This window comes from Colwellia sp. 1_MG-2023, assembly GCF_030546755.1.
GTDB lineage: Bacteria > Pseudomonadota > Gammaproteobacteria > Enterobacterales > Alteromonadaceae > Thalassotalea_H.
The window spans coordinates 1-25863 of record NZ_JAUOPE010000006.1; the positions used below are offsets into that span (position 1 = coordinate 1).

The following is a 25863-nucleotide window of genomic DNA, read 5'->3' on the forward strand; positions in this document are numbered from 1 at the left end:
GTACGTTTAGTGGTTGATTTCATGACTCTCTCCAATTTGTTGCTGGAAAAGTGTCAACCTTATTTAGGACGGGTCAGTTTTAGTTAAATAAAAAGCACTCATTTGAGTGCTTTTTTATTTATGGTTTTGTCTGATCCTGAAGTGTCTTTGAAAGCTTCAAATTCAACTTTTAGCGTTTTATTTTATTCTTCTGACCATTCTATTTCGTCAATCACCTTTCTTGCTTGAATGACGGTACAGTCGGTTTTAGCCATCAGTTCATTGACGGTAATGCCATCATTTTTTTTCGCGATATCAAGTAATAAACTATGAGAGAATTGTTGGCCATCTTGTTTTAATTTTTTTGCCACCCACAACCAGCTTTCTTCATCTTGACTTTCTATTAACGATATTACTTGGTGAATTTCTTCCGGAGTTGCGGTTAATTGCCAATTTCTTGACCGACCTATTCTTGCTAGATCGCAGCCAACGTCACGAATGATCGCTTTAATTGCATATGCTTTCATCACCCGTCTTAAAAAAGAAGGTAGGGTGATCGTGGTCGTTTTAGTTTGATGGGGGAATCGTTTCATTGTTTTTATTTTAAAACAGTTCGTTAATGATTTACATTATTTTCCGCCGGCTAAATCAATATGGCTTCCTGTAACATAAGACGCTTTCTCGGATAATAACCAGACTATGGCTTGGGCAACTTCTTCGGGTTGGCCACCTCTTTTCATAGGGATATTATTACTTAGGCGATCTACGCGATTTGGCTCGCCACCATCAGCATGTATTTCGGTGTATATCAAGCCTGGTCGAACTCCGTTAACACGAATACCTTGTTCAGCAACCTCAAGTGATAAGCCAGTCGTTAACGTATCGATGGCTCCTTTGCTTGCAGCATAATCAATATATTCGCCAGGTGCGCCTAACCTAGAGGCAGCTGAAGAAACATTTACTATGGAGCCGCCCTTACCACCATATTTTATCGCCATACGTTTCACCGCTTCTTTACAGCACAATATCGAGCCAGTGACGTTTGTACTTAGCACTTTATTAATTCTTTCTGCACTTAAATTTTCTATCGTCGATTGTTGGAATAAGATGCCGGCATTATTGACTAACATAGTCAGCTTACCGTTAATTTGGTCTATTTGATTAAATAAGTTAACAATATCAGATGGTTGAGATATATCTGCTTGAATAGCTTGTGCCGAGCCACCATGTTCAATAATATGCTTTACAACGGTTAACGCAGCAACTTTATTTTTATGGTAGTGAACTATTATATGTAAATTTTGCTGAGCAAGGAGTTTTGCCGTTGCAGCGCCAATTCCTCGGCTTGCTCCGGTTATCAAGGCAATATTTTCTTTCATCATTTACTTATCGTTCAATTTTGGTAAATACAATACTATTAAAAATTCAATGAAATCAATAGTATTAATTTATATCGAACGAATAAATACACGGGTTGGCTCAACGAAATGCAAATAACGAATAACAAAAAACAACTAGGTTAAAAAAGACAATGTCCAAGAAAAGTAAACAGCAAGCAAAGGCTGCTTCAAAAATTAAATTTAGCATGACTAGTCGTATTGTTGTTAAAGGTTTTATGGATATGATGCCACTTAATTTAGCCGTTATTCCTTGGGGGATATTGTGTGGCTCTTTGGCGATTCAACGTGATTTTTCAGTTCTTGAAGCCTTATTGATGCCGTTGATTGTTTTTGCTGGCTCTGCACAATTAGTGGCGACTGAGTTAATCGGAGGGAATGCGCCGTTAGCCACTATTTTATTTACCACGTTTATTATTAGCTCGCGACACTTTCTTTATGGTTTATCGTTACGCGATAAAATGAAAGAATTGCCTAATCGCTGGCGTTACCCGTTAGGTTTTTTGTTAACCGATGAACTTTTTGCGCTTTCGACCCATACCAGAGCATTTAAAGGTAAAGTTAGGCTTATTTATGCTTTAGCTTCGGGGGGAAGTTTTTATATTTGTTGGTTGCTTTGGAACATTATTGGTATTTTTGCCGGTAGTTATTTACCCGATTTAACTTCTTTAGGTTTAGATTTTGCCATCGCAGTTACTTTTATTGCTTTAGTGATCCCATCGATTAAAAACAGCTCTATTCTGGTTGCTGTTATTGTTTCAGGCCTTTGCTCAGTAATATTTAAATTATTAGGCTGGGAATTAGACTTGGTATTATCGGCGTTAATGGGAATGTTTGCCGGATACTATCTTTTGCGTTACCAACAAAAAGTTAAATCTAAATCGCAGGAGATAAAGTGATGACATTAATGACTATTTTATTGATGGCTATGATCACGTTTTTAACGCGTTATTTGTTTATTCATCCCAAAATCCCGTTACGTTTAAATGCCAAGGTTGTGAGTTTTTTAAGTTTTAGTGCGCCTGCGGTGTTAACGGCTATTTGGGTGCCAATCATTTTTATTCGCGAAGGAACTTTGGCGTTATCTTTGAATAATCCCTATATTATTGCCGCAACCGTTGCAGTGTTGCTTGCGGCGAAAAAAGTTAATATTTACTTTATTCTTATTACTAGCGGTGCATTATTTATTGCCTTGAAAATGCTCTAAAAACAATTTATTTGATGTGTTCTTAAAAAAATTTTAGTGATTATTTATTGCTTGTTTTTTTACCCATTAAGTTGAAAAAGCAATTATTTACTTGTTGCAAATGTCAATTTAACATCTATTTTATACCGTTTAACGATTTATACGGCTTTTACTCTTGTTTTCACTAATAAATCACTCTTATTATACGAACGAGATTTATTATGAGAACAATAATTTAATGAATATTAAAACAACATTATCCACTATCGCTATTATCACCTCAGTTGCATTTTCTACAGGCAGTTTTGCTTTTGAGAAAACCAAGTCGGCTGAAAAACATGAACAAACGTCAAGTTGGTTAAGCCTTTCAAAGAAAGAATTATCGGCTGTTGAGGCGTATGGTGAAGACTATAAAGACTATATTTACAAAACTCCAACAGAGTTAACTTTCGTAACCGAGACGATTAAGCGTGCCGAAAAAGCAGGGTTTAAGCGTTTAACAGAAAAAAGTAATTTAAAACCTGGTGCACGTTTTTATGATGTAAATCGTGATCGTACTATTTCGTTGATTGTCATCGGGAAAAAGGGTTTAGAGCAAGGGACAAGAATTGTCGGTGCTCATATTGATTCACCGCGTTTAGAATTAAAAGGTCGTCCTGTTTATGAAAAGCAAAAATTTGCTATGTTTCAAACGTATGTCCATGGTGGAATCAAAACCTATCAATGGGTGAATATTCCTTTAGCTTTAGTCGGTCGAGTTGATAAAAAAGACGGCTCAGTCGTCAATATTTCGGTAGGCTTTGATGAAAACGATCCGATTTTTATGGTGCCAGATCTAGCGCCGCATGTTGACCATCCTAACAGAAGTCGCACAAGTCGTAACGTTATCAGTAAAGAAGAATTAGATGTTATTGTTGCGGCAAAACCTGATTTTGATAAAAAGGTCAAAACGCTAGTTGTTGATTATTTAGCAAAAGAATTCGGCATTACAGAAGCCGATCTCGTTTCTTCTGAATTAGCGTTAGTGCCTGCGACTAAACCTCGTGATGTTGGCTTAGATCGCAGTTTAATTGCTGCTTATGGTCATGATGATAAAGCTTCTTCTATTGCAGCGGTTTACGCTATTTTTGAACAAGAAACTCCTGAATATACTTCAATAGCGTATCTTGTTGATAACGAAGAAGTTGGCAATATTAATAACACTGGCGCAAGTTCAACGTATCTTGTCGATTTATTAAGCGGCATGTTATATAACGAAAAAGCAGAAAACTATAACGATTATCTGTTACGAAAAGTATTACGTAATACCAAAGTGATTTCGGCTGACGTTAACCCTGGTGTTAACCCAACTTGGTCAAGTGTTTGGGAATTAGGTAATGCACCACGCTTAGGTAATGGTATCAATTTAAAACTCTATGGTGGTGGGTTTAATGCGAATTCAGAATATATGGCATGGACACGCAATTATTTAGATAATCATAATATTAAATGGCAAACATCTACTTATAAAGGTAAAGCATCAGGCGGTACCATCGGCAGTGACTTGTCAAACGATAATATGGAAGTGATTGATTTTGGCGTGCCAATTCTTTCTATTCATTCGCCGTATGCGGTTGGCTCAAAAGTTGATTTATATTCCTTGTATAAAGCGATGTCGGCATTTTATCGCCAAAAGTAACGCTATTTTTAAACAAGATTTATGAATAGAAAAAAACCGCCCATTGGCGGTTTTTTCTTGGCTATTATTTGCAAAGAGCTTTGGGAACAGTCAAGCTGAAAAATTAATACTATAAAACTTGTTCTAATGATTTTTTGGATAACACCGGGTTTGCATACATAGTTAACAGCCAATGTTTTTGTTCTTGTGTTAATTGTTGAACTCGTTCGTTAAGCGCATCATTTAAACTTACAGTATTGCTCGAATCATTTAGCTGCTCATATGCACTTAAATTACTTTTGTAGAGCTTATAATGCTTAATAATTTGATTATCAATGGCAAGTGCAATTGCTTTACTGTCTTCAAAATCGCCTTTTATTGGCTGACAAAAACTAACGTGTACTTTACCTTTTTGGCCTAATATCCCTTGAGTAATGCTTTTCAAATCTTCGTTTTCATGCTTTTGATAACTTCCTGTCGCTTGTCTTTCTGCAAGCTCTTTAGCTTTGTCGTGATCACAGGGATCAAACTCATAAGAAATAGACACAGGAATTATATTTAATTCATCGAGATAATCAGCAATGCTTGTTTCTTTATTTTTATTTAACAATAACATCGAGATTAACGCAGCATTCGTTTTATCTATGCCATCTTTGGCGCGGCCTTCTTTTTGTGCGATCCAAATATTTTGTTTTTTCTCGGTTAAACTATGATGGATGTAACTCGATAATTGTTTTGAGGCGGTTAACATTGCTCGTTTGGTTTTTTCGCTACGTTTAACAATAAAGCTTTTGTTGATCCGCATTAAATCAGCAACCCAATCTTTGTGTAACAAATTGTCACCAACAGCTGCTTCAACGGTATCAATATTATTTTTATGCAGTGCATAATTGACTAATGCGGCATCTAAAACAATATCTCGGTGATTGCTGATAAACAAACATGGTTTGCAATGATCGAAATTAGCTAATCCGCTATAGGTAAATCCAGAGGTGCTATTTTTAATGATTTTATCGAGATATTTCGCAACTTCAATTTGAATATCGTTAATGCAATGAATATTCTTTAAACGGCTTCTTAAGCTTAACTTCACTATGAAATTAGCGACAGAAGGAAGATACTTCTTCAAAAAAGGGAGTGAAAATTGCGCAATGGATTCTTGCAGTTCTTTTTCATTAATTAATTTATGAAGTACTTGGTTTACCTCATCATCTCGATAAGGACGAATATCATCAAACATTAACGTTCTCTATATAAATGCCTAATAGCATAAGGATTAAATGTTACGTAAAGATTATATCGCAAAAGGGATTTTAAGTGGAATAGTAAAGCAGAGTTTTACAAATAATAAATGCCGAGTTAATAAGTGGTGGGAGGTGGCTTATTAAAACGGCATTTTAATGACAGATAATTATAAAAGTCGATAAATTATAAAGCGGCAATATCGTTAATACTGACATGTCCTTTAATACGACCACGATTAAGTAGGGCGTTCATTTTTTCTGGTGACTTGCCATATTTACTAACAAAATCTGTGATATTTTCTTCGTTACATTTTATGTTATAAACAACGTATGAATTGCTCAATCTCGACTCTTTAATTGCTTTATTCATAGCAATTCGGCTACCTGATGCTGCTTTCATACATAATTCAGTTGAAATGCTGTTGTCTTTAGCTACCAATGTTGATGCGTTTGCAAGTCCAACTAATGATAAAGAAATGGTTAAAGTGGTTAAAATTTTAGTAACTGTTTTCATAGTGCTTCTCCTGTGTATGCTTAAATTGTGTATTGCACTCATAATGCCAAAATGTATAATTGTATATTTATCAATGGCTTATGTTGTTTTTCTGACTTGCTATAATTTTAAGGGTAAGTCTTTAAAATTATTAAGTGGTCAAATTCGCTAAAATTTGGTTTGTATTTTTTTATATGCTTTAAGTTTTTGAAATAAACTTTAAGCATAATTTTTATTTCAATCTTTCATTGCGAATGAATGTTATTGCTAGGTAAGTTTTTTGGGATTTGTTTAAATGATAAATTGATTGTAATTAATAGAGTAAAATTAAATGGTGATATTAGAGACAGAAAGATTAATGTTGAGATTATTAACAAAAAATGATCAAAAGATGATTTTAACGTTATTAAACGAACCGACATTTATTAAAAATATTGGTGACAAAAATGTTCGAAATTTAGCTGATGCTTGGCATTATATTTCATCAGGCCCTTTAGCGATGCATAATTCACTTGGGTTTTGCCTTTATTGTTGTGAGCTAAAACAAAGCGGTGAGCCTATTGGTATTTCTGGGTTGATTAAAAGAGAAGGTATTACATATCCTGAAATCGGCTTTGCTTTTTTAGATAAACATTGCCGTAAAGGCTACGGTTTTGAATCGGCCAGCGCAGTGGTGAATTATGCCAAAACGGTACTTCATCTTAATAAGCTTCAAGCCATTTGTAATCCTGACAATCAAGCATCATCAAACTTATTGGTTAAATTAGGGTTTGAATTTGAAAAACAAATATTACTTGATATTAATGTTGAGAAAGTCAATTTATATGAATTACGTAACCCTGTTTAAAATATCTCTGGTGATGTTTCAAGTAAACAACCTTCAAATGATTAAGTGAGTTATTCATTGCATGCGATAAGCTAAATTCCCTTTTTTAATAGAATGTATTTCCCTTTATTAAATACAATATTATCGCTGTGATTGATAAAATTTAACCTTTACGAAATTTAAATGACCAAGTGAAGGTTTGAATTGAAGATAATTTAATATATTTTTGTTTTAAATTTAACCGCTTGATGACTTTTATCAAATTTTTCGCTTATTCTACTTGCGTTTTTTGGCTTTTCGCCCGAGTCTTAGTATGAGCAACAACAAAAAGGAAAAGCTATGAAAATAAATCTTTCTGGTCACCATGTAGAAGTTTCAGACTCTATCAGAGAACATATTGAAGAAAAGTTTTCAAAAATCGCCACACATTTCCCAACCCTTATTGCATTAGAAGTTATTATTTCGTTAGAGCATGGCAAGCATCATGTTGAGCTAAGCACAAATTATGAAGGAGTAACAGTTTCCGTTTCAAGTGATGATACGGTGATGTATCCTGCCATTGCGAGCGCAGCTAAAAAATTAGATGCTGCATTAAAACATAGAAAAGGACAATTAAAAGCAAACTTACACGCGAAACCTGTTGCAACCAGTCCTGATATTGCCCATGAAAAGGTGCAAGCATTAAACCTTGGTTAAGGTGATTTCATTCCATTTAATGAAAACAGGAACTTAGGTTCCTGTTTTTCGATCCAACAAAGTTTTTATTATCATGTCTGAGCTAAGTATTTCAAATAATGTTGAACTGTTGTTAAGTGAAATAGAGCTTACTGCTATTCGTGCTCAGGGTGCTGGAGGGCAAAATGTCAATAAAGTGTCTTCTGCTATTCACCTTCGTTTTAATATTCAACAATCTTCACTGCCTGATTTTTATAAAGAGCGCTTATTAGCGATGAAAGATCAACGGATAAATAATCAAGGAGAGATAGTATTAAAAGCCCAGCAGTTTCGAACTCAAGAAAAAAATAGAGCCGATGCCATTGAGCGTTTAGTACAAATGATCAAAGGTGTGGCGGTTGTGCAAAAGGTAAGAAAAGCGACCAAACCAACGAAATCTTCTACTCGCAAGCGTCTCGATGGAAAAACGAAACGCAGCCAAACAAAATCGCTTCGTACAAAAGTGAGTTATTAATCGTTGAAAAGGTGTTGAGCTTTAAGGAATGCTATCCTTTTTAGAGCTTAGAGCTTAGAGCTTAGAGTTTTTGGATTTAGTTGAAAGTAGCTAGTGAAAAGCAGAGTTGAAAGAAAAGTAAGAGTAAGCACTTAACCAGCACTTACTCTTATCATGATTAGCTTTTTTGACGAAAGCTTATTAATAGGCCAAGAAAAACTAATGTGTACCAGATTAGCGTGCCACCACCGCTTTTTTCACTTCCCGTAGGGGCATCTGTATCATTATTTAAACTAGTGTTTCTAACTGAGCTTAAATCGCTGTCAGTTTTCACGGTTGAATCAAAAATAACCACTTGATAAATAGTCACAAAATTTTCAACGCTTGGCACCGCGCTTGAATCAGAACATTGCTCAGCATAGTCGGGCATTGGTAACTCTTGAAAGCCTGAATATCCTGTATTACAACGCTCAACAGCAGCAATTAAATTGACGACATCCATACCGTCTTCAATCACTTCGCCAAAAACAGTAAAGCCACCATTTTGAGTATCTAATTGTGCGCCAGATGTACTGTTATTTTCTAAGTTGATAAACCACTGACTGGTTGCACTATTGACAACTCCACCTTGTTTAGCCATAGCGATTGTTGCTTTTACATTTGAATAAACTGGCTCGTTAATAATGGAGTCTTCCACGTCAATCCAACTAGGGGGTAATGTTCCCTCAAATTTTGCACCACCACCTTGAATAATGAAATTATCAACGGTTCTATGAATGATAGTGTCGTTATAACTACCGCTGTTGACATAGTTTAAAAAGTTTTCAACCGTTTTTGGTGTCGTCTCATCATGTAAATTAACTTTAAAGTTACCGTGAGAGGTTTGAAATTCTACGATAGTCGCTTGAGCGGAAATGCTGATTAAGCCTAAAGTACATAACAATGGGGTAAGTAGGTTTTTAAAAATATTTTTAGTCATAAATTTGGATGTTTGTATAAAATCAAGGCGAGGATAATAATAAGTTAGCAGGTAAACGACAAGTGATTTTTGTTTGCGACTTGTCGGTTACCTATTCATAAAAAGGGACTAATCTTTTTATATATCATGCAAGAATCTTTCTGTTCTTGGTAAGAAGTAGTTATTGTAATCTAGCGATAAGACAACTTTGGACGAACGACCAATTATTTCATGACGTGGTACAAAACCAATCACGCGAGAGTCGGCACTGTTATTCCGGTTATCTCCTAAGACTAAATAGTGGCCTTGTGGTACTTTTACAGCATTAAAGTTTCTCAATGGTGAAAAAGTCTTAGTAAGTTGAATTGTGTGAGTATTGTGCGCTAAGTTCTCGTTAAGGATGACTTTATCATCATGCACTTTTATTTCGCTATACGGTATTGTTCTTTGGTTAATCGTTAATTTGTTATCCGACATAGACACAATATCACCAGGCACCCCTATCACTCTTTTCACAAGTCGCTTCCCAGCAACTTTGGATTCAAAAATAATAATGTCATTGACTTTTGGATCGGCTAATTTTATTAAAGATTGTTGGGTGAAAGGCATATTAAGATCATAAGCAAGCTTATTGATCAGTATTCGATCACCTTCAACAATTGTCGGTTTCATTGAGCCAGTAGGTACATCATTCCAATCAGCTACAGCGCTTCTGAAAATTAACATTAGGGTAATAAAAACGATTAACGATTTGTTCTCAATCCACACTTTACTAACCATATTTCTCATAAATTTTTCCTTTAAAAGACGTTTGAAATTAGGATGAATAAGATTAGGTTTAGTTCCTTGGCATTAGTTCCTATGCTTTAGTTAAATGTTAAACCGTTTATGTAACAAATTATGAATATCCATGGGTGAAGTGTTGCGTCATTCTATTGTTCTCACAGCTTAAAGGTGGAGTAACAACTTACTTTATTGGTTTTAAATTCTATAGCTTTTGATAGTTTTTGATAGACGGTATAACAATAGATACAAAATGCGTTAATCCATTGAGTTGTTCATTCCTTGAGTTTATTACTGAAAAACTTAAGGAATTTAGTTTATATATACTATTTTATTTCTGGTTTTCTAAACACCAAAGTAAATCTGTCGGTATTTCCGGTCACTGTTTTACGGCCTACTTCATACCGTAGTTCATCATCAGGGCGATAGAAGATGTCAGAAGACTTTTCTAAAATAAAACCTGCTGATTGTACTTCTAATATCACTTTTACAGGATCTTCTCTTCGGGCTAGCTCTCTGGTTTCAACCGCCATATGACGTCGAGAATGATCTACAATGACATATATTCCGCCTGGTTTTAGTGAGTTAAACACTTCATTATTTAATGTAGTTTTATCGGTTAAGTTAAAATTATGATACTCGCGAATATTTAAAACCATATCAGCATCTGTCATGCCAAAAGATAGTTTTCCTAAATCATATCTATATTCTTGATTGTTCCACGATAGTTCAATCGGTAGTTTTACTGTAGATTCAAAACCCTTTTGAGAAAGAATAGGGTCTAAACCTGTTAACCATTCATCTTTATAGGCAAGATGAAGTTCGCCATTCTCTGCTAATAACGGCGCCAATATTTTTGTGTACCAACCATTACCTGGTGCCAGTTCAATGACTTTCATATTCTGCTTAAATCCAAAAAATGACAGCGCTTGAGCCGGTGAACGGTTAGCGTCACGTATTTTATCGGCATCTGTTCTATGAGGCATCTTCATGACTTCTTGGATGTTTTGTTGCAAAGAATTCTTTTGTGCAGAAGCATTTGTTCCTAACAACAGTGTTATTGTGATTAGCGCAATTTGCTTTATTTTCATAATAATCCTTTCTATTGGGTTGAGTTTTATATAGATGTAACACTTGGCACCCATCTTTAAAAGCAATAAAATTACTACTTTATGGTAAATGATGCCTATGTCGATTAAAAAATATGAAAAATGAAGTTCAAAATTCTACGGTAGTGATCGGATTAACAAACCCGAAGAGCCCAAGTAATGTTGGGGCTGTTATGAGAGCAGCAGGTTGTTATGGGGTAAATCAAGTGGTTTACACGGGACAGCGATATCAGCAGGCGGCGAAATTCTCTACTGATACAAAAAATATGACGAAACGAATTCCATTAACACCGGTAGAGTCACTCATGGCGACTAAAGATAAAAATGTAGAAGTGATTTGTGTTGAACTGGTTGAAGGTGCAACACCATTACCTTTGTTTAAACATCCTGAACATGCACTTTATATATTAGGCCCTGAAGATGGTAGTATTAGTCAAGAGGTTGTCGATGCCGCTGATCATGTTGTGTATGTGCCAACAATAGGTTGTATGAACTTAGCAGCTACCGTCAATGTGGTTTTATATGATCGCCTTGCTAAATCTGAACATTTAGATGTGAGTAATGAACTAATTCAACAAAGTAGAGATACAAATAATAAAATCAAAATAAACAAGAATGATTAACTATCGACTATAAAAACGAAATAACTTGACTCTGAGCTGTAAATCATTAGAATTCAAATCAGCTAGAAAGTAAGACCTATTTTTATATACATCGTATCGCGTTATTAGTAGCTCGTCCCGTTTGATAAGTAATAGTTACACTTCCTGCAACATCGCCTTAGGGCAAAAAATTACTCAAATTAAATAGGAAAGCATTATGTCTGAGACAACTACTGGTACAGTTAAATGGTTCAACGAATCTAAAGGTTTTGGTTTTATCGAGCAAGAATCTGGTCCTGACGTGTTTGCACACTTCAGCGCGATTTCTGGCGACGGTTTCAAAACTTTAGCAGAAGGTCAAAAAGTTCAGTTTACAGTTACTCAAGGCCAAAAAGGTCCTCAAGCTGAAAATATCGTAGCTTTATAATTTAAATTTTCACTTTAGAAAATATAAATTAATGAAAGGATAAGATTTGTAATCTTATCCTTTTTTAATGCCTAAAATTTAGCAAATATACAATTGGGTTTAGGGTGCTCATGCTTTAAATATGGGTGGTTTAATTCACTACTTTTTTGTTTTTTTCATCACTTCTTTATTTAACACGACATATATTAACTCACCATATTGTAAATACCTCTTTTAATTCAACTGGTTACTACTTGGCATTGGTTTTGAATAGATAAACAGACAATATGTGTTAATACAATAAAGGGTCTTTCAATGAAATCATTACTTGCTACAGCTGTTTTACTCACAACTACAACTACATTCGCACATGATACTCATTTTTCTTCTGATTCATGTGATATTGAATTAAACGCCGGTGTAAGAATTAATAAAAATTATATTGAATTTACTAAAAATGATAAGCCTCTTTATAAAATCATTAATAATGAAACACTCATTGTTAATGGGGAAGAAGTTGAGCTCAATGATTATCAGCAGTCGTTAGTGTTGGAATACTCGTCAAGTATTCGCTCTGTATTGCCAGAAGCAAAAGAACTTGCTTTTGATGCCATTGAAATTGCTGTCGAAGGCGTAAACTTAGCTTTTAATGAGTTATTGGGTGAAAACAATAATGTTGGTGAAGACCTTACTGCACATTTATATGGTATCCGTGACGAAGTAGAAAAACGATTCAATAGTGAGAAAGATTTTTATATCGATGAAAACGGTGATTTTGGTGACGATTTTTTTAATAATGAATTGGAACAACGTATTGAAGCCGCAGTAGAGGATACTATTCAAAATTCACTAGGAAGTTTATTGATTGCGATAGGGCAAGAGATGTTATTTGCTGGTGGTGATATGGACGCTTTTGAAGCAAGAATGGAAGATTTTGGTGAGCAAATTGAGCGTGACATAGAGCATCGTGCTGATAAACTGGAAAAACGAGGAGAGGCTCTGTGTCATACCGTTTATAAGATTGACGGGATAGAAACTCAATTGAGTCAAAGTATCAAAGCGCTATCCGGCTTTAATGTAATTTCAGCTGATATAGATAAAAGAAATAAAGCTTAGATTAATGTATTTAGATTTGAATAGGCGCTTAAATGCGCCTTTTTTGTATAGAAAAAACGTAAAGCGTATCTTGTAATGTATTACTACTGTTTATTTAGGAGGGGATCTTTTAAAATATCTTCAAATTAGTTTCAATAATTACAATTTCATGCACGCTGTTAATCGCTTATTCCAATACCGTAAAAGCATTTCTACTACTGAATATAAATCTAGAGGACAACGATTGATTCGCTGTGAATTATGTCAGTTAGCTAAGGAGAATTGTGTTTGCCAGCTAAAAATATCGCTAAGAAGCAATGTTGGTTTTTTATTATTGATGTACGATACCGAAGTACTTAAGCCCAGCAATACTGGAAAGTTAATTGCAGATTTAATTCCAGAAACTTTTGCATTTTTGTGGTCGAGAACAACTGTTGATGAAGCCTTGATAGCATTAATTAACGATGAAAAATGGCAACCATATATTGTTTTTCCTGCAGAATACGCAAAAGAAAATCAACAAGTATTTAATCAAAAAATTGATACTCAAAGTAAGAAAAAACCATTATTTATTGTGCTTGATGGTAGTTGGCGGGAAGCTAAAAAAATATTTCGAAAAAGTCCGTATTTATCAGGGTTACCTTTACTTTCAATAAACCCTCAAACGTTTATTCATCAAGATTATTTGCCTAAATATCAATTAAGAAGTTCAGAAAAAATTAATCAGCTTTGTACTGCAGAAGTCGCTGCACAAGTACTTGCGGTGGCAGGTGAGCTTGAAAATGCTAGAATTTTAGATAGTTGGTTTGATGTTTATAGTTATCAATATCAGAAAAGTGTTTGCCAAACGAATAAAGGGGACCCACAAGCACAACAAAGATATGAGTCGTTAGTGCAAGAGTATAATAATTAAAATATTTAGCAGATCTAATGTACTCTATGCATAGGGAATAACAGCCAAGCTAAATTCAATAAGAGTAAAGGGCATATTTGCTATTTATTGAAGGCATAAAAAAACGACCTAAAAGGTCGTTTTTTCGTGGTATGTTTACTGTTTATTAAGTGTTATTTTTACGGCGGTAAGCGATACCAGCCATACCTAATAACATTAATAATAACGTTTGAGGCTCAGGCACTTTAACTTGATTGTCTGGGTCTCTAACTGAAACTAAACCTTCGATAATGTCATTAGCACATGACATAGTCCAACGGAATGCAATTTGATTTGCCGTTTCTAATAACGTATTTGCTACATCAAACGTAAAAGAAATTTTTCCGTTACCTGCAGACCAGTTACTCCACTTTGAATTCCAGTATGTAGAATCTGCATCATAAGTGTTACCATTATAATGTATATTGTCATAGGCATTTTTAGAATTATATGGAGAATAGTAACTCGTATTTTTCAATGACACAGCTTGATTATGACGATTAGAAGAATTGTTTGAATACTTTAAATCACCTGAATCGAAACCTGAAACTAAACGACCTTGACCACCTGAAGTGTTGTCTCGATCATCCCATTCACCACCATTCCCTCTTTCCCAATCTTGAATGGTGTAAGCATAATTCCAGTTAGTGTTATTCCAAGTATCATTGGCACTATTTGGTTTCCAAGGTGAATCAAAGTTAGTCACATTAGTTGACATAAATAAGTCGCCAAACACAATACCGTAATCATCATTTTTGCCAACAAAATTTGTGAAAATATCAACCGTCATTTGAGTACCAGTTCTTGATACTTCCATCTTTGATATATCATAAATGCTTTCGTAACCCTTTACATCATCAGAGTAACCAGCCCCTATATAGTTATCATGAATTGTTGTCGCAGGGATATTTCCCGCAGTAGCAGTAATACATGATAAAGATAATGCTGAAAGTGCAATCCATTTTAAACATTTCATACTATTTCGAACCTTAAATTTTTAAATGTTAGCTAAAGTATACTTACAATTACCTGTAATTAAGCAAATACTGAGCCATAAAAAAATAATTGTTAATTTTCAGTGGTTTGTTAATTGTTTTGTTGTTTTTGACTTATCGTATTCTCGATGAGTGTAAAAAACTTAGACAGTAGTAATATAGTTGCTGTATTGAATGTATTTATCATATCATAGGCAACAACAATTATTAAAGAGTCATTATTTTGGACTGTAAAAGTATAATGGGGATTAAAGGAATGCCAACCAAAAAAATATTAGCTTTTGGTATTAGTGTTTTACTGAGTGGATCTATAGTTGCTGCGCAATCGAGTAGTAATGAGCCGTTTGAAAATGCGTTAAAAAGTTTTTACATGGAAGACTTGAATGCCGCGGTTATTCATCTAAAAAATGCTTTAAAAAACAATCCAAAACATTTGCCATCTCGTATTCTTATGGCTGAAATATTAATTGCTCAAGGTGATGGCGCGGGAGCTGAAATCGAGTTGGAGTTTGCTGAACAAGGCAATGCTGATGATAAAAAAATTCTTTTGTTGATGCTTGAGGCTTATTTATTACAAAATAAATTTGACCAAGTCATCGATAAAGCTATCCCTTTACCTGAAAGCGATAAATTATCTAGTGATATATTGGTTTTAAAAGGTCGTGCCTTATTTAATAAAAACAATGCGGTATTGGCGAAAGAAGAATATGAAAATGCGTTAAAATTAAATCCCAAAAATCCCGATGCGTTACTTGGCTTAGCTCAGGTTGCTTATAAAAGAAATCAATTTGATGACGCGCTTAAAAACATTCAACATACGCTTGAGCTTGCGCCTCTAAATACGAATGCGATGCAAATAAAGGCAAGTATTCATCAGATTCAAGGTGATATTGAACTGGCAGTTAAAGCGATTAGTGAAGCAATCTCTATTAATGCTAAACACTTTCCTGCTTTATTGACGAGAGCTAGTATTTATATTGAGCAACAAAAATTTACGGAAGGATTGGCTGACGTCAATGTTATCTTAAAAGATATTCCTAACGAACCTAGGGCTAATTATTTAAAAGCAATTATTACTAATGCCCTAGGGTTATCAGAAGAGTTCTCTAAAACGACAAGTCATCTTGATATCGTTTTAACTGGTATGCCTGATGACATAATGAAAGAAAACCCGATTTATTATTATTTAGCGGGCCTCGTTAATTTTAATCAAGGGGAGTTCTTAAAAGCACAAGATGATTTACGTGATTATTTAAGCATAGTTAGTGATGATATTCGTGCGATTAAGTTAATTGCCCAAGTAGAGTTCGCTTTGAATGAAGCCTATTCTGCAAAGAATCACTTAATTAAAGCGCGATTATTAGATCCTGATGATGTCCAAATTTGGTCTTTACTTGGAAAGGCTTATCATTTGACAGGTGAAGTTGAAAAAGCTGAGTTATATTTTGCTGATGTTGTGAAAGCTTTACCATTATCAGCAAATGCTTTTTTAGACTTAGGTAATCTTCAATTAAATATGGGGCAAACGAATAAAGCTATTGAAAACCTTGTTAAGGCGAAAGAGCTTTCTCAAGATAATCCTCAATTTACCTTTAAATTATCTCAAGCCTATCAGCAATCGAAACAGTTTGAAAAAGCATTAGATATAATCGTGACGTTAATTAACGCTGATCCGAATAGTAGTTTCCTTTATTTACAACAAGGAACTTTACTAGGCACACTTAACAAGCATATAGAAGCAAGAGAAAGTTTTAATCAAGCTTTAAGTTTAGATGAGAATAATATTGAAGCTATTGTACACCTTTCTCGAATGGATATGATTGAAGGTAAGGTGACAAATGCAAGAACAAGACTGTTAGCAAAACTGGAAACTTTTCCAGAGCAAGCGATGTTATTAGTAGAATTAGGTAATACGTTTACGCAAAAAAGTGAGATTGACCAAGCAAGAAATTATTATGAAAAAGCGTATAGTTTAAATAGAGATAGCACACTCGCTGTAAACAAAGTGCTCGATATTTACTCTGCAAAGAATGATATTGAAAAATCTATCAGTGTCGCAGCAGAATTTATTTCGAGAAATAATAAAAATGCTCAAATTCAACAAAGGTTAGCCGGATTTTACTTAGCCAATAAAAAGTTTGACAAAGCAACCAACTCATTTCAATTAGCCGTAAAACATGCCGCTGATAAATCCGCAATGTTATCGGCTTTTGCTGATGCACAACTCCAAATGAGAAACCCTGAAGCAGCAATTGGAAATCTTCAAAAGGCGATTGCTTGGAACGAAAACCACATCAGTGCTTATCTAAAATTAATAGGTTTATTAGCAAGAAATAATCATGAAGAAGAAGCGTTTAGGGTAATTAATAGTTTAACGACTAAAATTGAATTCCCTGCGTTAATACTTGCACTAAAGGGCGATGTTTTTTTACAAATAGAAAAATATTCTGAAGCAGAAAAATTTTACCGTGAATCTTTAGTTCTGGATCAATCACAAAAAACAATATTAAGTTTATCTCAGGCATTGATCGCGCAGAATAAACTTGATGAAGCTATTGATATTTTGACTGAACGGCATGCTAAAGGCCCTAAAAACACTGTGATTGCCATTGCTTTAGCTGACACATATGTATTGAATGATCAGGTTAAAAAAGCAGCCGAACTTTATGATAGTCAAATTGAATTAAATGGCTCAATGCCAATACTATTAAATAATGCATCAATCGTTAATATCTCGCTTGGCGAAACAGATAAAGCGCTTAAATTTGCAAAGCAAGCATTTGAAAAGTTGCCTAATAACGTCGCGATAATGGATACAATGGCTTGGGCATACACTAAGTCTAAACAACCTGAAAAAGCCTTAAACCTATTTCGAAATGCGCTAGCAATAGAATCAGATAATGCCGAAATTAAGTATCATCTTGCAGTAAATTTAGTGATGCTGAAACGTGAAAATGAAGCGATTAAATATCTGAAGGAAGCTACAGGCTCTTCGCAAGATTTTTCTGAAAAAGAACATGCAAAAAAATTATTAGTTAAATTAGAATCTTAACAATATTAAACAGTATAAAAACATTTAAAAAAAGTGAGGCTATTATCTAAATAGCCTCACTTTTTATTTATAACCCAAGTACTTTCTTACCTTGTTCAAATACAATATCTACAGGAACATTACCGGCTGATAATTTCGCAAGATCTTGTGCGAGTTGCTCACCGATAACACCGCTTTCATCAACTAGCTTTTGTACACCTTGGTAATCGCCATCACCTTGTATTGTTAATATCAGCGAGGAAAGTGAATCAATTGCTTCTGTCATTTTTTCCATGTTTACCGCATATAAACCTTGTTCATTGCGGGTAAATGCGCCGTGTTCAGCAAAGTAATTAAATCTGACCATGTTCGCTTTACCATGCGCTGAACTTGCGCCAAAGCGTACCGAGCGGAATATTCCTGCTAAAAAGGTGGTGTAGTAGTCAGCTAATTCACCTTCAGTGATTGCCTTCTTCTCAAGCAATTGACTGATCATATATAAACCAAGAATATCAGCTTTGCCTTCTTCTAAGGCCGAAGCATGTTCTTTCAAAGCTTGTCTGACGGTACCTTTGTTATTTATAGTATTTTTAATGCCTAAACCATGTGCTACTTCATGAAACATAGTGTTAGCAAAAAAGGCGTTAAAAGTTACGTTTTCACGTTGCTCTGGCACAATTAACATTTGAGCAATAGGTTGCATGATTGCATCATATTTTGCTCGCATTGCGTTTTTAAGTTGTAAACGCCTAGTACCTTTTTCTAATTGAACTTGTTCATCATTTGGCAAGTTTATCGCGATTGTTTTACCACCTGAATTTGCATGGCCTGAAACATAAACCACATCATAGGCATTTAAATCTGCATCAGAGCCAGGCGTTTCTTTCTTATACTTTTTATTTACCGGTAAACCTTTTTGTAGTTCAGGTAAATAGGCCGCATATTTTGCGAGTTTTTCACTCCATGCCATATCTTTCACAAGGACATATGACTCAAAAGCAGCTCGATAACCATATAATTGGTCTTCATACGTTTCAATAGGACCAATTACTACATCGATTGGATTGTTTTTCATGTCCATCCAAGCAAAATCTGATGCTTGATAATCATCGGTTCTTAATGCTTGCGCGCGCATTTTTAAATATTGTGCAAATTCTTTGTCTTGAGCAAAAGTTGCGGCTTTTTCTAAAATAACGGCTATTCGATTTAGCTCATCACTATAAAGCTCTGAATAAGCAATGGAAGTTAACTTACCATTATCATCTCTTTTTATAACCGAGTACAAACCGGTTTTATCGTCAACATTAGATTGCTCAAACTCTGCTTTTGTCATATCTGCAGGGTAGAATTGTGCACCTAATGGTTTTGCATCTACGCCGGCAATAAAAGCTTTATCACCATTTAATCGATCCCATGGACCGTAATTGATTTGTGCGAACTGTTTGACTTGCTCATTGGTGATTTTTGCTAGGAAGCTATCTTTATCTTCACCAAAGGCTTGTTGCCAGTATAAGCCATCAATAATATCCGACGCTTCTATTAAGAATGAAAGCATTTGTTTTTGATCAGATGTTAAATGTGAAATATCACTGGAAAGTTTGACGGTTTTATAAATATCAAGCTTGTTTTCATATTCAGGAATAAGCTCTACGGTTTGGTTATTGGTTGGGGTTTGTTCTATACAACCTGTAAGAGATGACGTTGCTAAAACAACAATTGCTGCAATTTTTGAAAGTTTCATGATCTAACCTTTTTGTAATTATTGGTTAGAGACTAAAAAAATATAAGACTAATGGCAACCGTTATAAGTGAATATGCGAATCTTTATGGGAGGAACTTGAATTTAGGCGAAAAAAAAGCCGGCAATTGCCGGCTTTTTACAAATTTAATTCAAAAAAATTAAAGTGCTTTAATAGCTGCGTTTAAACGACTTTTGCTACGTGCTGCTTTATTCTTATGAATAAGACCTTTACTTGCGTAACGGTCAAGAATTGGTGTCGCTGCAACAAATTCTGCTGTTGCAGTTTCTTTGTCACCGGCTTCAATTGCAGCGTTAACTTTCTTTAATAAAGTACGCATCATTGAGCGACGACTTGCATTGTGTTGACGGCGCTTTTCTGATTGTGTTGCGCGCTTCTTAGCTTGCTTTGAATTAGCCAAGGTGAACTCCTAAAATGATTAAATATAGCCTAAATTTAAGGCGACGAAATATGCCTTTTTTTCAGCGTATTGTCAAACCTTTTCGATGTTTTATTTTAACTTGTTCCTATGTTTCATCGCAAGCCTTTACTGAGTTTTTTACATAACAAACAAATTTCTCATGACTCAAGGGAATAATGACTTGTTTAACAAGGTAAAAACAACGCATAATTCTATTATAAAAATAAGTGTTTTATTTGAGGGTATCTTGAGTCGAAAATTAGTTAAATCAGGCTTGATAGTGAGTGCAATGACTTTAGTATCAAGAGTGCTGGGGTTGGTCAGAGACGTTGTTATTGCCAATTTGATGGGAGCCGGTGCTTCCGCGGATGCGTTTTTCTTTGCTAATAAAATACCTAATTTTCTGAGGCGCCTTTTTGCAGAAGGTGCGTTTGCTCAATCCTTTGTACCTGTATTAAGTGAATATCATCAAAATGATCTGGATAATAAAACACAAGAAACCCGAAAATTAATAGGCCAAGTTTCAGGAACCTTAGGTGTCATCATTACCTTAGTGACTTTATTTGGCATGATTGCTTCACCGTTAATTGTAATGTTGTTTGGTCCTGGATTTTACATGGAGTCTATTCAACAAGAAGGCAGTGAAAAGTTTGACTTGGCTTCAAGCTTATTAAAAATCACTTTTCCTTATTTATGGTTTATTAGTTTAACTGCGCTTTCAGGTGCTATTTTAAACACCTATGGGCGATTTGCTGTGTCGTCTTTCACGCCGGTATTACTAAATGTCTGCATTATTTCAATGGCAATATTTGGGCATGATTGGTTTGAAAGTCCTGAATATGCATTGGCGTGGGGCGTTTTTCTTGGCGGATTGGTGCAGTTTCTTTTTCAGTTGCCGTTTTTATATCGCTCAGGAGCCTTAGTTAAGCCTACGTGGGGGTGGCGAACGAAAGGCGTGAATAAGATTAGAAAACTGATGGCACCGGCTTTATTCGGTGTTTCTGTTACGCAAATAAATTTATTACTTGATACGCAAATTGCCACGTTATTAGTTACAGGCTCTGTTAGTTGGCTTTATTATGCTGATAGATTATTAGAGTTTCCTTTAGGGCTTTTTGGTATTGGCATCGCTACAGTTATATTACCTAGTTTAGCTAAGCTTCATACTCAGAAAAGCCATGATGAGTTTTCTTTGACCATAGATTGGGGCATTAAAATTATTAACCTTTTTGGTTGGCCAGCGTTAGTGGGCTTAATGGTATTAGCTCAGCCGATTATTATGATCCTTTTTATGCGAGGTGAATTTACTCAATTCCATGTTGTACAGGTTTCTTTTGCGTTATTCGCCTATCTTTCTGGGTTAGTTAGCTTTATGTTTATTAAAGTATTAGCTCCTGGATATTATGCTAGGCAAGATACAAAAACCCCAGTAAAAATTGGCATTAAAGCTATGGTTGCTAACATGGCGTTTAATATTATTTTAGCGCCATTTTTCGGCTATGTTGGCTTAGCTTTAGCTACGACTTTATCGGCCAGTTTAAATGCTTATTGGTTATATAGTGGGTTGAAAACGCAAAATGTATATTGCTTAACGACAGCTGCAAAAACACTCATCGCTAAAGTGGTTTTATCATCAATTGTGATGGCATTCGTTGTTTATTACTTATCACCACCTTTTGAAAGTTGGTTAGCCTTTTCCTTTATCGAGCAAATTTTACAATTAATCTTTTGTATTTTTTGTGGGGGAATTTGTTACTTTGTTTCGATACTTTTGTTAGGGGTACGATTTAAAGATTTTAAGGTAATTTCAACAAAGTAAAAAAATTACTAACAAATTTCGCTCAAGTGCTGATTCTTACTAATGACTACGCTATAATTCGTCGATTTTTTAGGTAAAGTTGCTTTTCTTTTTTAGAAAATAACGAATAAGGTTAGAAAGGTTTGTTGGTTTAATGCAGTTAATACGTGGTATCCACAATATAAAGTCAGTCGAAGATTCGATTGATAGTAAAGGCTGTGTACTAACCATTGGTAATTTTGACGGCGTTCATTTAGGCCATCAACAAGTCATTAAAGCGCTCGTGGAAAAAGCTAAGCGTTTAAATTGTATTGCTACGGTTTTGGTGTTTGAACCTCAACCACAAGAGTTATTTTCACCTGAATCAGCGCCTGCGCGCTTAACACGATTAAGAGATAAGTATGTTTTACTTGAGCGTTTAGGTGTTGAACGTTTAATTTGTGTTAACTTTAATCAAAAATTTGCTCAGTTAACGGCAAAAGATTTTGTTGAAAAATTATTGGTTGAACAATTAAATGTCAAATATTTGATTATTGGTGATGATTTTCATTTTGGTAAAAATCGTCGAGGAAATTTTGAGACGTTATGTGATGCAGGTAAACGTTTTGATTTTGGTGTTTCTGATACCGCAAGTTATAAAGTATCAGCGTGTAGAATAAGTAGTACGGAAATACGTAAAGCACTTGAAAATAATCACTTAAAAGCAGCAGAGCAAATGTTAGGTCGGCCATATTCTATTATTGGTCGAGTGTTTCATGGCGATAAAAGAGGGCGTGAATTAGGTTTTCCAACCGCTAATGTTTTGTTGAAAAGGCGAGTATCGCCTGTATCGGGTGTGTATGTTGTCAAAGTAAATACGCATGACGGTGACTTTTTTGGCGTGGCGAATATAGGTTCAAGGCCTACCGTGTCAGGTATTAGACAACAGTTAGAAGTTCATATTTTTAATTTTCAACAAGATATTTATGGACAATCTATAGAAGTGGTTTTATTGCATAAACTACGCGAAGAACAGCGTTTTAATTCGCTTGATGAATTAAAACAACAAATTAGTAAAGATAGTGAGCAAGCTTGGCAATTCACGCAGGCTTTAAGCTTAGATTGATTAATATGCATGTTGGTGCGAACCAGCGAGATTAAATAACGGACCGTAATTTAAATGAGTGATTATAAACATACATTGAATTTGCCAGATACTAAGTTTCCAATGAAAGGAAACATGGCAAATCGTGAACCGCAAATGTTAAAAGACTGGGGCGAAAAAGCGTTATACAGCAAAATTCGTGCGGCGAAAAAAGGTAAAAAATCTTTTATTTTGCATGATGGTCCTCCGTACGCAAACGGTAATATTCACTTAGGTCACTCAGTTAATAAAATTTTAAAAGACGTAATTGTTAAAGCAAAAACTTTGTCTGATTTTGATTCTCCTTATGTTCCAGGTTGGGATTGTCACGGTTTACCTATCGAATTAATGGTAGAGAAAAAAGTGGGCAAACCTGGGCATAAAGTCACTGCTGCGCAATTTCGCCAGAAATGTCGTGAATATGCCGCCAAACAAGTTGATGGCCAACGTGAAGACTTCAAACGCTTAGGTGTTTTTGGTGATTGGGAAAATCCATATTTAACCATGAACTTTGATACGGAAGCGAATATCATCCGTGCGCTAGGTAAAATTGCAGAAAATGGTCACTTGCAACAAGGTTTTAAACCTGTGCATTGGTGTACAGACTGTGGTAGTGCTTTGGCTGAAGCTGAAGTTGAATATCAAGATAAAATGTCACCTGCCATTGATGTAAAATTTAATGTGGTAGATGAAGCGCTTGCTGATAAATTTTCTCACCCAGAAGGGCATGCCGGCGAAGGTCAAATTGGCGTAGTTATCTGGACCACTACTCCTTGGACTTTACCAGCAAACCGCGCTGTGTCAGTTCATCCTGACGTAGAATACTCATTAATTCAATATGAAAATGAACAGGGTAAAGCACGTTTAATTCTTGCGACAGATTTAGTTCAAGCTTGTATGGATCGTTTTGGTATTGAAAAATATCATGCCTTAGGTTTTGCTAAAGGTGCGGAGTTAGATCGTGCTGAAGTTAAACATCCATTTTATGATTTTAACGTACCTATTATTTGTGGCGAACATGTTACCACTGATTCTGGTACTGGTTGTGTACATACTGCGCCTGGTCACGGTGTTGACGATTTTGTTGTTGGTAAAGCCTATAATCTTGAAGTTGCTAACCCTGTTGGTGCCAATGGGGTTTACCTTGAAGGCACTGAGCTTTTTGAAGGTCAGCATGTATTTAAAGCCAACGACAGTGTTGTTGAAGTATTAAAACAACATGGCGCGTTAATGCATCATCATGCTTATGAGCACTCTTATCCTCATTGTTGGCGCCATAAAACGCCGATCATTTTCCGTGCGACTCCACAATGGTTTATTAGCATGGAAAAAGCAGGTTTGCGTCAAGAATCTTTAAAAGAAATAACTAAAACACAGTGGATCCCTGATTGGGGACAAAGCCGTATTGAGTCTATGGTTGAAGGTCGTCCAGATTGGTGTATTTCTCGTCAACGTACTTGGGGGGTTCCTATTGCATTATTTATCGATAAAGACACAGGTGCATTACATCCTCGTAGCATCGAACTTATCGAAGAAGTAGCAAAACGTGTAGAAAAAGAAGGTATTCAAGCGTGGTTTGATTTAGAAGCACGTGAATTGATTGGCGATGATGCAGAGCAATTTATTAAAGTTCCTGATACTTTAGATGTATGGTTTGACTCTGGCACAACGCATTACTCTGTAGTAGATGCCCGTGAAGAGTTAAATGCAGGCGCTGATCTGTATTTAGAAGGTTCCGATCAACACCGTGGTTGGTTTATGTCATCTATGATGTCTTCTGTTGCGATGAACGGCAAAGCTCCTTATAAACAAGTGTTAACGCATGGTTTTACGGTAGACGAGAAAGGCCATAAAATGTCGAAATCATTAGGTAATGTGATAACTCCTGATGAAATCACCAAGCAATATGGTGCTGATATTTTGCGTTTATGGGTTGCTTCGGTGAACTACACGCAAGAAATTACCGTTTCTAAAGAAATTTTTAAACGTCAAGCGGATGCGTATCGCCGTATTCGTAATACGTCTCGATTCTTATTAGCGAATATTAATGGCTTCGAACCAGCAAACCATTCAGTTGCTTTCGATGACATGGTCGCGTTAGATCGTTGGGTAGTGGCTAAAGCTGCTGAGTTACAAGCTGAAATTATTAACGCTTACGATGAATATGAATTTCATCAAGTTGTTCATAAAATGATGAATTTCTGTACTAATGAACTTGGTGGTTTTTACTTAGATATCATTAAAGATAGACAATATACCGCAAAAGATACCAGTGTGGCGCGTCGTTCATGTCAAACGGCAATGTATTTAATTGCTGAAGCAATGACTCGTTGGATGGCGCCTATTTTGTCATTCACGGCTCAAGAAATTTGGACTGCTTTACCTGCACCAACTTCAGGTGAGCGTGATGAATTTGTTTTCACGAATGTTTGGTTTGATGGTTTAGCACCAATGGCTGGCAACAGTGAATTAAATAACGAATTTTGGAGCCAATTACTTCAAGTACGCGGTGAAGTAAACAAAGCTTTAGAGTTGGCGCGTAAAGAAAAACAAGTAGGTAAAGCACTGGAAGCAAAAGTGACCTTATATACTAATGAAACTTTAGCTGCTGTGTTAAATCACTTAGGTGATGAACTTCGTTTTGTGTTAATTACGTCAGCAGCCAATGTAGAGATTGTTTCTGAACAACCAGCCAATGCTAATGCTACTGAAATTGAAGGTTTATGGGTTAGTGTTGAACCTGCTGAAGGTCAAAAATGTGATCGTTGTTGGCATGTAACCACAGATGTGGGTCAACATTCTGCACATGAATTACTTTGTGGTCGTTGTATTACTAATGTTGATGGCGAAGGCGAAACACGTAAATTTGCTTAATTTTAACTAAGTAGAATATTAAAATGCTCAGTTATTAGTGATGTCACT

Annotated in this window: 24 protein-coding genes; 14 read left to right on the plus strand and 10 right to left on the minus strand. The window is 35.4% G+C overall.

What is annotated here, in order from left to right; translation table 11 throughout:
- Positions 1–182: 182 nt before the first annotated feature.
- Together Q4493_RS08485 and Q4493_RS08490 are read right to left on the minus strand one after the other, a co-directional pair.
- Positions 183–572 carry a ribosome recycling factor family protein gene (locus tag Q4493_RS08485; protein WP_303451556.1) on the minus strand — a complete coding sequence of 130 codons (390 nt, stop codon included), beginning with the start codon at positions 570–572 and terminating at the stop codon, positions 183–185.
- A gap of 36 nt (positions 573–608) precedes the next feature.
- Positions 609–1361, minus strand: a complete 753-nt coding sequence (locus Q4493_RS08490) for an SDR family oxidoreductase (protein WP_303451557.1) — start codon at positions 1359–1361, stop codon at positions 609–611.
- A gap of 203 nt (positions 1362–1564) precedes the next feature.
- Here Q4493_RS08490 and Q4493_RS08495 point away from each other — a divergent pair, with 203 nt between their 5' ends.
- From Q4493_RS08495 to Q4493_RS08505, 3 genes are all read left to right on the plus strand, one after another.
- Complete coding sequence (locus Q4493_RS08495) at positions 1565–2275, plus strand: AzlC family ABC transporter permease (RefSeq protein ID WP_303451921.1); 711 nt, start codon at positions 1565–1567, stop codon at positions 2273–2275.
- Entirely contained in the window at positions 2275–2583 is a 309-nt protein-coding gene (locus Q4493_RS08500; RefSeq protein ID WP_303451923.1) for an AzlD domain-containing protein, read from the plus strand. The genes Q4493_RS08495 and Q4493_RS08500 overlap by 1 nt, the downstream gene beginning before the upstream one ends.
- Positions 2584–2800: 217 nt before the next feature.
- Positions 2801–4240, plus strand: a complete 1440-nt coding sequence (locus Q4493_RS08505; protein ID WP_303451558.1) for a hypothetical protein — start codon at positions 2801–2803, stop codon at positions 4238–4240.
- Between the two features lie 109 nt (positions 4241–4349).
- Here Q4493_RS08505 and Q4493_RS08510 read toward each other — a convergent pair whose 3' ends face one another.
- A complete protein-coding gene (locus Q4493_RS08510) occupies positions 4350–5459 on the minus strand; it encodes a 1-acyl-sn-glycerol-3-phosphate acyltransferase (protein WP_303451559.1) in 1110 nt (369 codons plus the stop codon).
- Between the two features lie 188 nt (positions 5460–5647).
- The gene (locus Q4493_RS08515; protein WP_303451560.1) at positions 5648–5977 is read right to left on the minus strand and encodes a DUF3718 domain-containing protein; all 330 of its coding nucleotides are present in this window, start codon (positions 5975–5977) and stop codon (positions 5648–5650) included.
- Positions 5978–6314: 337 nt separating this feature from the next.
- Here Q4493_RS08515 and Q4493_RS08520 point away from each other — a divergent pair, with 337 nt between their 5' ends.
- The 3 genes from Q4493_RS08520 to arfB all read left to right on the plus strand — a co-directional run bounded on the left by Q4493_RS08520 (position 6315) and on the right by arfB (position 7971).
- Positions 6315–6803, plus strand: coding sequence for a GNAT family N-acetyltransferase (locus tag Q4493_RS08520; RefSeq protein ID WP_303451561.1), 489 nt, complete (start codon positions 6315–6317; stop codon positions 6801–6803).
- 318 nt (positions 6804–7121) lie between these two features.
- Entirely contained in the window at positions 7122–7478 is a 357-nt protein-coding gene (gene raiA / locus Q4493_RS08525; RefSeq protein WP_303451562.1) for a ribosome-associated translation inhibitor RaiA, read from the plus strand.
- A gap of 73 nt (positions 7479–7551) precedes the next feature.
- Positions 7552–7971 carry an alternative ribosome rescue aminoacyl-tRNA hydrolase ArfB gene (gene arfB, locus Q4493_RS08530; protein ID WP_303451563.1) on the plus strand — a complete coding sequence of 140 codons (420 nt, stop codon included), beginning with the start codon at positions 7552–7554 and terminating at the stop codon, positions 7969–7971.
- 157 nt (positions 7972–8128) lie between these two features.
- On the opposite strand, the gene Q4493_RS08535 is transcribed toward arfB, so the two are convergent.
- The 3 genes from Q4493_RS08535 to Q4493_RS08545 form a co-directional block, all read right to left on the minus strand.
- The gene (locus Q4493_RS08535) at positions 8129–8929 is read right to left on the minus strand and encodes a peptidylprolyl isomerase (RefSeq protein WP_303451564.1); all 801 of its coding nucleotides are present in this window, start codon (positions 8927–8929) and stop codon (positions 8129–8131) included.
- A gap of 117 nt (positions 8930–9046) precedes the next feature.
- On the minus strand, positions 9047–9697 hold the full coding sequence (lepB, locus tag Q4493_RS08540) for a signal peptidase I (RefSeq protein ID WP_303451565.1): 651 nt from the start codon (positions 9695–9697) through the stop codon (positions 9047–9049).
- A gap of 320 nt (positions 9698–10017) precedes the next feature.
- A complete protein-coding gene (locus Q4493_RS08545; RefSeq protein ID WP_303451566.1) occupies positions 10018–10782 on the minus strand; it encodes a class I SAM-dependent methyltransferase in 765 nt (254 codons plus the stop codon).
- A gap of 113 nt (positions 10783–10895) precedes the next feature.
- Between Q4493_RS08545 and Q4493_RS08550 the strand changes: the two genes are divergently transcribed.
- The 4 genes from Q4493_RS08550 (at position 10896) to Q4493_RS08565 (ending at position 13816) form a co-directional block, all read left to right on the plus strand.
- Positions 10896–11423 carry an RNA methyltransferase gene (locus Q4493_RS08550; protein ID WP_303451567.1) on the plus strand — a complete coding sequence of 176 codons (528 nt, stop codon included), beginning with the start codon at positions 10896–10898 and terminating at the stop codon, positions 11421–11423.
- A gap of 196 nt (positions 11424–11619) precedes the next feature.
- Positions 11620–11829, plus strand: a complete 210-nt coding sequence (locus Q4493_RS08555) for a cold-shock protein (protein ID WP_303451569.1) — start codon at positions 11620–11622, stop codon at positions 11827–11829.
- Between the two features lie 294 nt (positions 11830–12123).
- Positions 12124–12924: a DUF2884 family protein gene (locus Q4493_RS08560; protein WP_303451570.1), complete on the plus strand. Its 801-nt coding sequence runs from the start codon at positions 12124–12126 to the stop codon at positions 12922–12924.
- A gap of 148 nt (positions 12925–13072) precedes the next feature.
- A complete protein-coding gene (locus Q4493_RS08565; RefSeq protein ID WP_303451572.1) occupies positions 13073–13816 on the plus strand; it encodes a tRNA-uridine aminocarboxypropyltransferase in 744 nt (247 codons plus the stop codon).
- Between the two features lie 145 nt (positions 13817–13961).
- Here Q4493_RS08565 and Q4493_RS08570 read toward each other — a convergent pair whose 3' ends face one another.
- Positions 13962–14810: a PEP-CTERM sorting domain-containing protein gene (locus tag Q4493_RS08570; protein WP_303451574.1), complete on the minus strand. Its 849-nt coding sequence runs from the start codon at positions 14808–14810 to the stop codon at positions 13962–13964.
- A gap of 275 nt (positions 14811–15085) precedes the next feature.
- Between Q4493_RS08570 and prsT the strand changes: the two genes are divergently transcribed.
- Positions 15086–17881, plus strand: coding sequence for an XrtA/PEP-CTERM system TPR-repeat protein PrsT (gene prsT, locus Q4493_RS08575; RefSeq protein WP_303451576.1), 2796 nt, complete (start codon positions 15086–15088; stop codon positions 17879–17881).
- Positions 17882–17948: 67 nt separating this feature from the next.
- On the opposite strand, the gene Q4493_RS08580 is transcribed toward prsT, so the two are convergent.
- Together Q4493_RS08580 and rpsT are read right to left on the minus strand one after the other, a co-directional pair.
- Complete coding sequence (locus Q4493_RS08580) at positions 17949–19601, minus strand: Zn-dependent hydrolase (RefSeq protein WP_303451578.1); 1653 nt, start codon at positions 19599–19601, stop codon at positions 17949–17951.
- A 158-nt stretch (positions 19602–19759) separates the two neighbouring features.
- The gene (rpsT, locus tag Q4493_RS08585; RefSeq protein WP_303451579.1) at positions 19760–20020 is read right to left on the minus strand and encodes a 30S ribosomal protein S20; all 261 of its coding nucleotides are present in this window, start codon (positions 20018–20020) and stop codon (positions 19760–19762) included.
- 247 nt (positions 20021–20267) lie between these two features.
- Between rpsT and murJ the strand changes: the two genes are divergently transcribed.
- The 3 genes from murJ (at position 20268) to ileS (ending at position 25815) form a co-directional block, all read left to right on the plus strand.
- Entirely contained in the window at positions 20268–21839 is a 1572-nt protein-coding gene (gene murJ / locus Q4493_RS08590) for a murein biosynthesis integral membrane protein MurJ (RefSeq protein WP_303451581.1), read from the plus strand.
- Positions 21840–21972: 133 nt separating this feature from the next.
- Positions 21973–22923 carry a bifunctional riboflavin kinase/FAD synthetase gene (gene ribF / locus Q4493_RS08595; RefSeq protein WP_303451583.1) on the plus strand — a complete coding sequence of 317 codons (951 nt, stop codon included), beginning with the start codon at positions 21973–21975 and terminating at the stop codon, positions 22921–22923.
- 54 nt (positions 22924–22977) lie between these two features.
- Positions 22978–25815, plus strand: coding sequence for an isoleucine--tRNA ligase (gene ileS, locus Q4493_RS08600; RefSeq protein ID WP_303451585.1), 2838 nt, complete (start codon positions 22978–22980; stop codon positions 25813–25815).
- Positions 25816–25863 lie beyond the last annotated feature (48 nt).

Bases quoted from the DNA above. Each gene is read 5' to 3' on its own strand.
- Q4493_RS08565 (WP_303451572.1), top strand. From the start codon at position 13,073: ATGCACGCTGTTAATCGCTTATTCCAATACCGTAAAAGCATTTCTACT.
- raiA (WP_303451562.1), top strand. From the start codon at position 7,122: ATGAAAATAAATCTTTCTGGTCACCATGTAGAAGTTTCAGACTCTATC.
- lepB (WP_303451565.1), bottom strand. From the start codon at position 9,697: ATGAGAAATATGGTTAGTAAAGTGTGGATTGAGAACAAATCGTTAATC.
- ileS (WP_303451585.1), top strand. From the start codon at position 22,978: ATGAGTGATTATAAACATACATTGAATTTGCCAGATACTAAGTTTCCA.
- Q4493_RS08500 (WP_303451923.1), top strand. From the start codon at position 2,275: ATGACATTAATGACTATTTTATTGATGGCTATGATCACGTTTTTAACG.
- Q4493_RS08510 (WP_303451559.1), bottom strand. From the start codon at position 5,459: ATGTTTGATGATATTCGTCCTTATCGAGATGATGAGGTAAACCAAGTA.
- Q4493_RS08555 (WP_303451569.1), top strand. From the start codon at position 11,620: ATGTCTGAGACAACTACTGGTACAGTTAAATGGTTCAACGAATCTAAA.
- Q4493_RS08535 (WP_303451564.1), bottom strand. From the start codon at position 8,929: ATGACTAAAAATATTTTTAAAAACCTACTTACCCCATTGTTATGTACT.
- Q4493_RS08545 (WP_303451566.1), bottom strand. From the start codon at position 10,782: ATGAAAATAAAGCAAATTGCGCTAATCACAATAACACTGTTGTTAGGA.
- Q4493_RS08515 (WP_303451560.1), bottom strand. From the start codon at position 5,977: ATGAAAACAGTTACTAAAATTTTAACCACTTTAACCATTTCTTTATCA.
- Q4493_RS08490 (WP_303451557.1), bottom strand. From the start codon at position 1,361: ATGATGAAAGAAAATATTGCCTTGATAACCGGAGCAAGCCGAGGAATT.
- Q4493_RS08560 (WP_303451570.1), top strand. From the start codon at position 12,124: ATGAAATCATTACTTGCTACAGCTGTTTTACTCACAACTACAACTACA.
- Q4493_RS08485 (WP_303451556.1), bottom strand. From the start codon at position 572: ATGAAACGATTCCCCCATCAAACTAAAACGACCACGATCACCCTACCT.
- arfB (WP_303451563.1), top strand. From the start codon at position 7,552: ATGTCTGAGCTAAGTATTTCAAATAATGTTGAACTGTTGTTAAGTGAA.
- Q4493_RS08495 (WP_303451921.1), top strand. From the start codon at position 1,565: ATGACTAGTCGTATTGTTGTTAAAGGTTTTATGGATATGATGCCACTT.
- Q4493_RS08570 (WP_303451574.1), bottom strand. From the start codon at position 14,810: ATGAAATGTTTAAAATGGATTGCACTTTCAGCATTATCTTTATCATGT.
- Q4493_RS08580 (WP_303451578.1), bottom strand. From the start codon at position 19,601: ATGAAACTTTCAAAAATTGCAGCAATTGTTGTTTTAGCAACGTCATCT.
- prsT (WP_303451576.1), top strand. From the start codon at position 15,086: ATGCCAACCAAAAAAATATTAGCTTTTGGTATTAGTGTTTTACTGAGT.
- Q4493_RS08550 (WP_303451567.1), top strand. From the start codon at position 10,896: ATGAAAAATGAAGTTCAAAATTCTACGGTAGTGATCGGATTAACAAAC.
- Q4493_RS08520 (WP_303451561.1), top strand. From the start codon at position 6,315: ATGTTGAGATTATTAACAAAAAATGATCAAAAGATGATTTTAACGTTA.
- Q4493_RS08505 (WP_303451558.1), top strand. From the start codon at position 2,801: ATGAATATTAAAACAACATTATCCACTATCGCTATTATCACCTCAGTT.
- ribF (WP_303451583.1), top strand. From the start codon at position 21,973: ATGCAGTTAATACGTGGTATCCACAATATAAAGTCAGTCGAAGATTCG.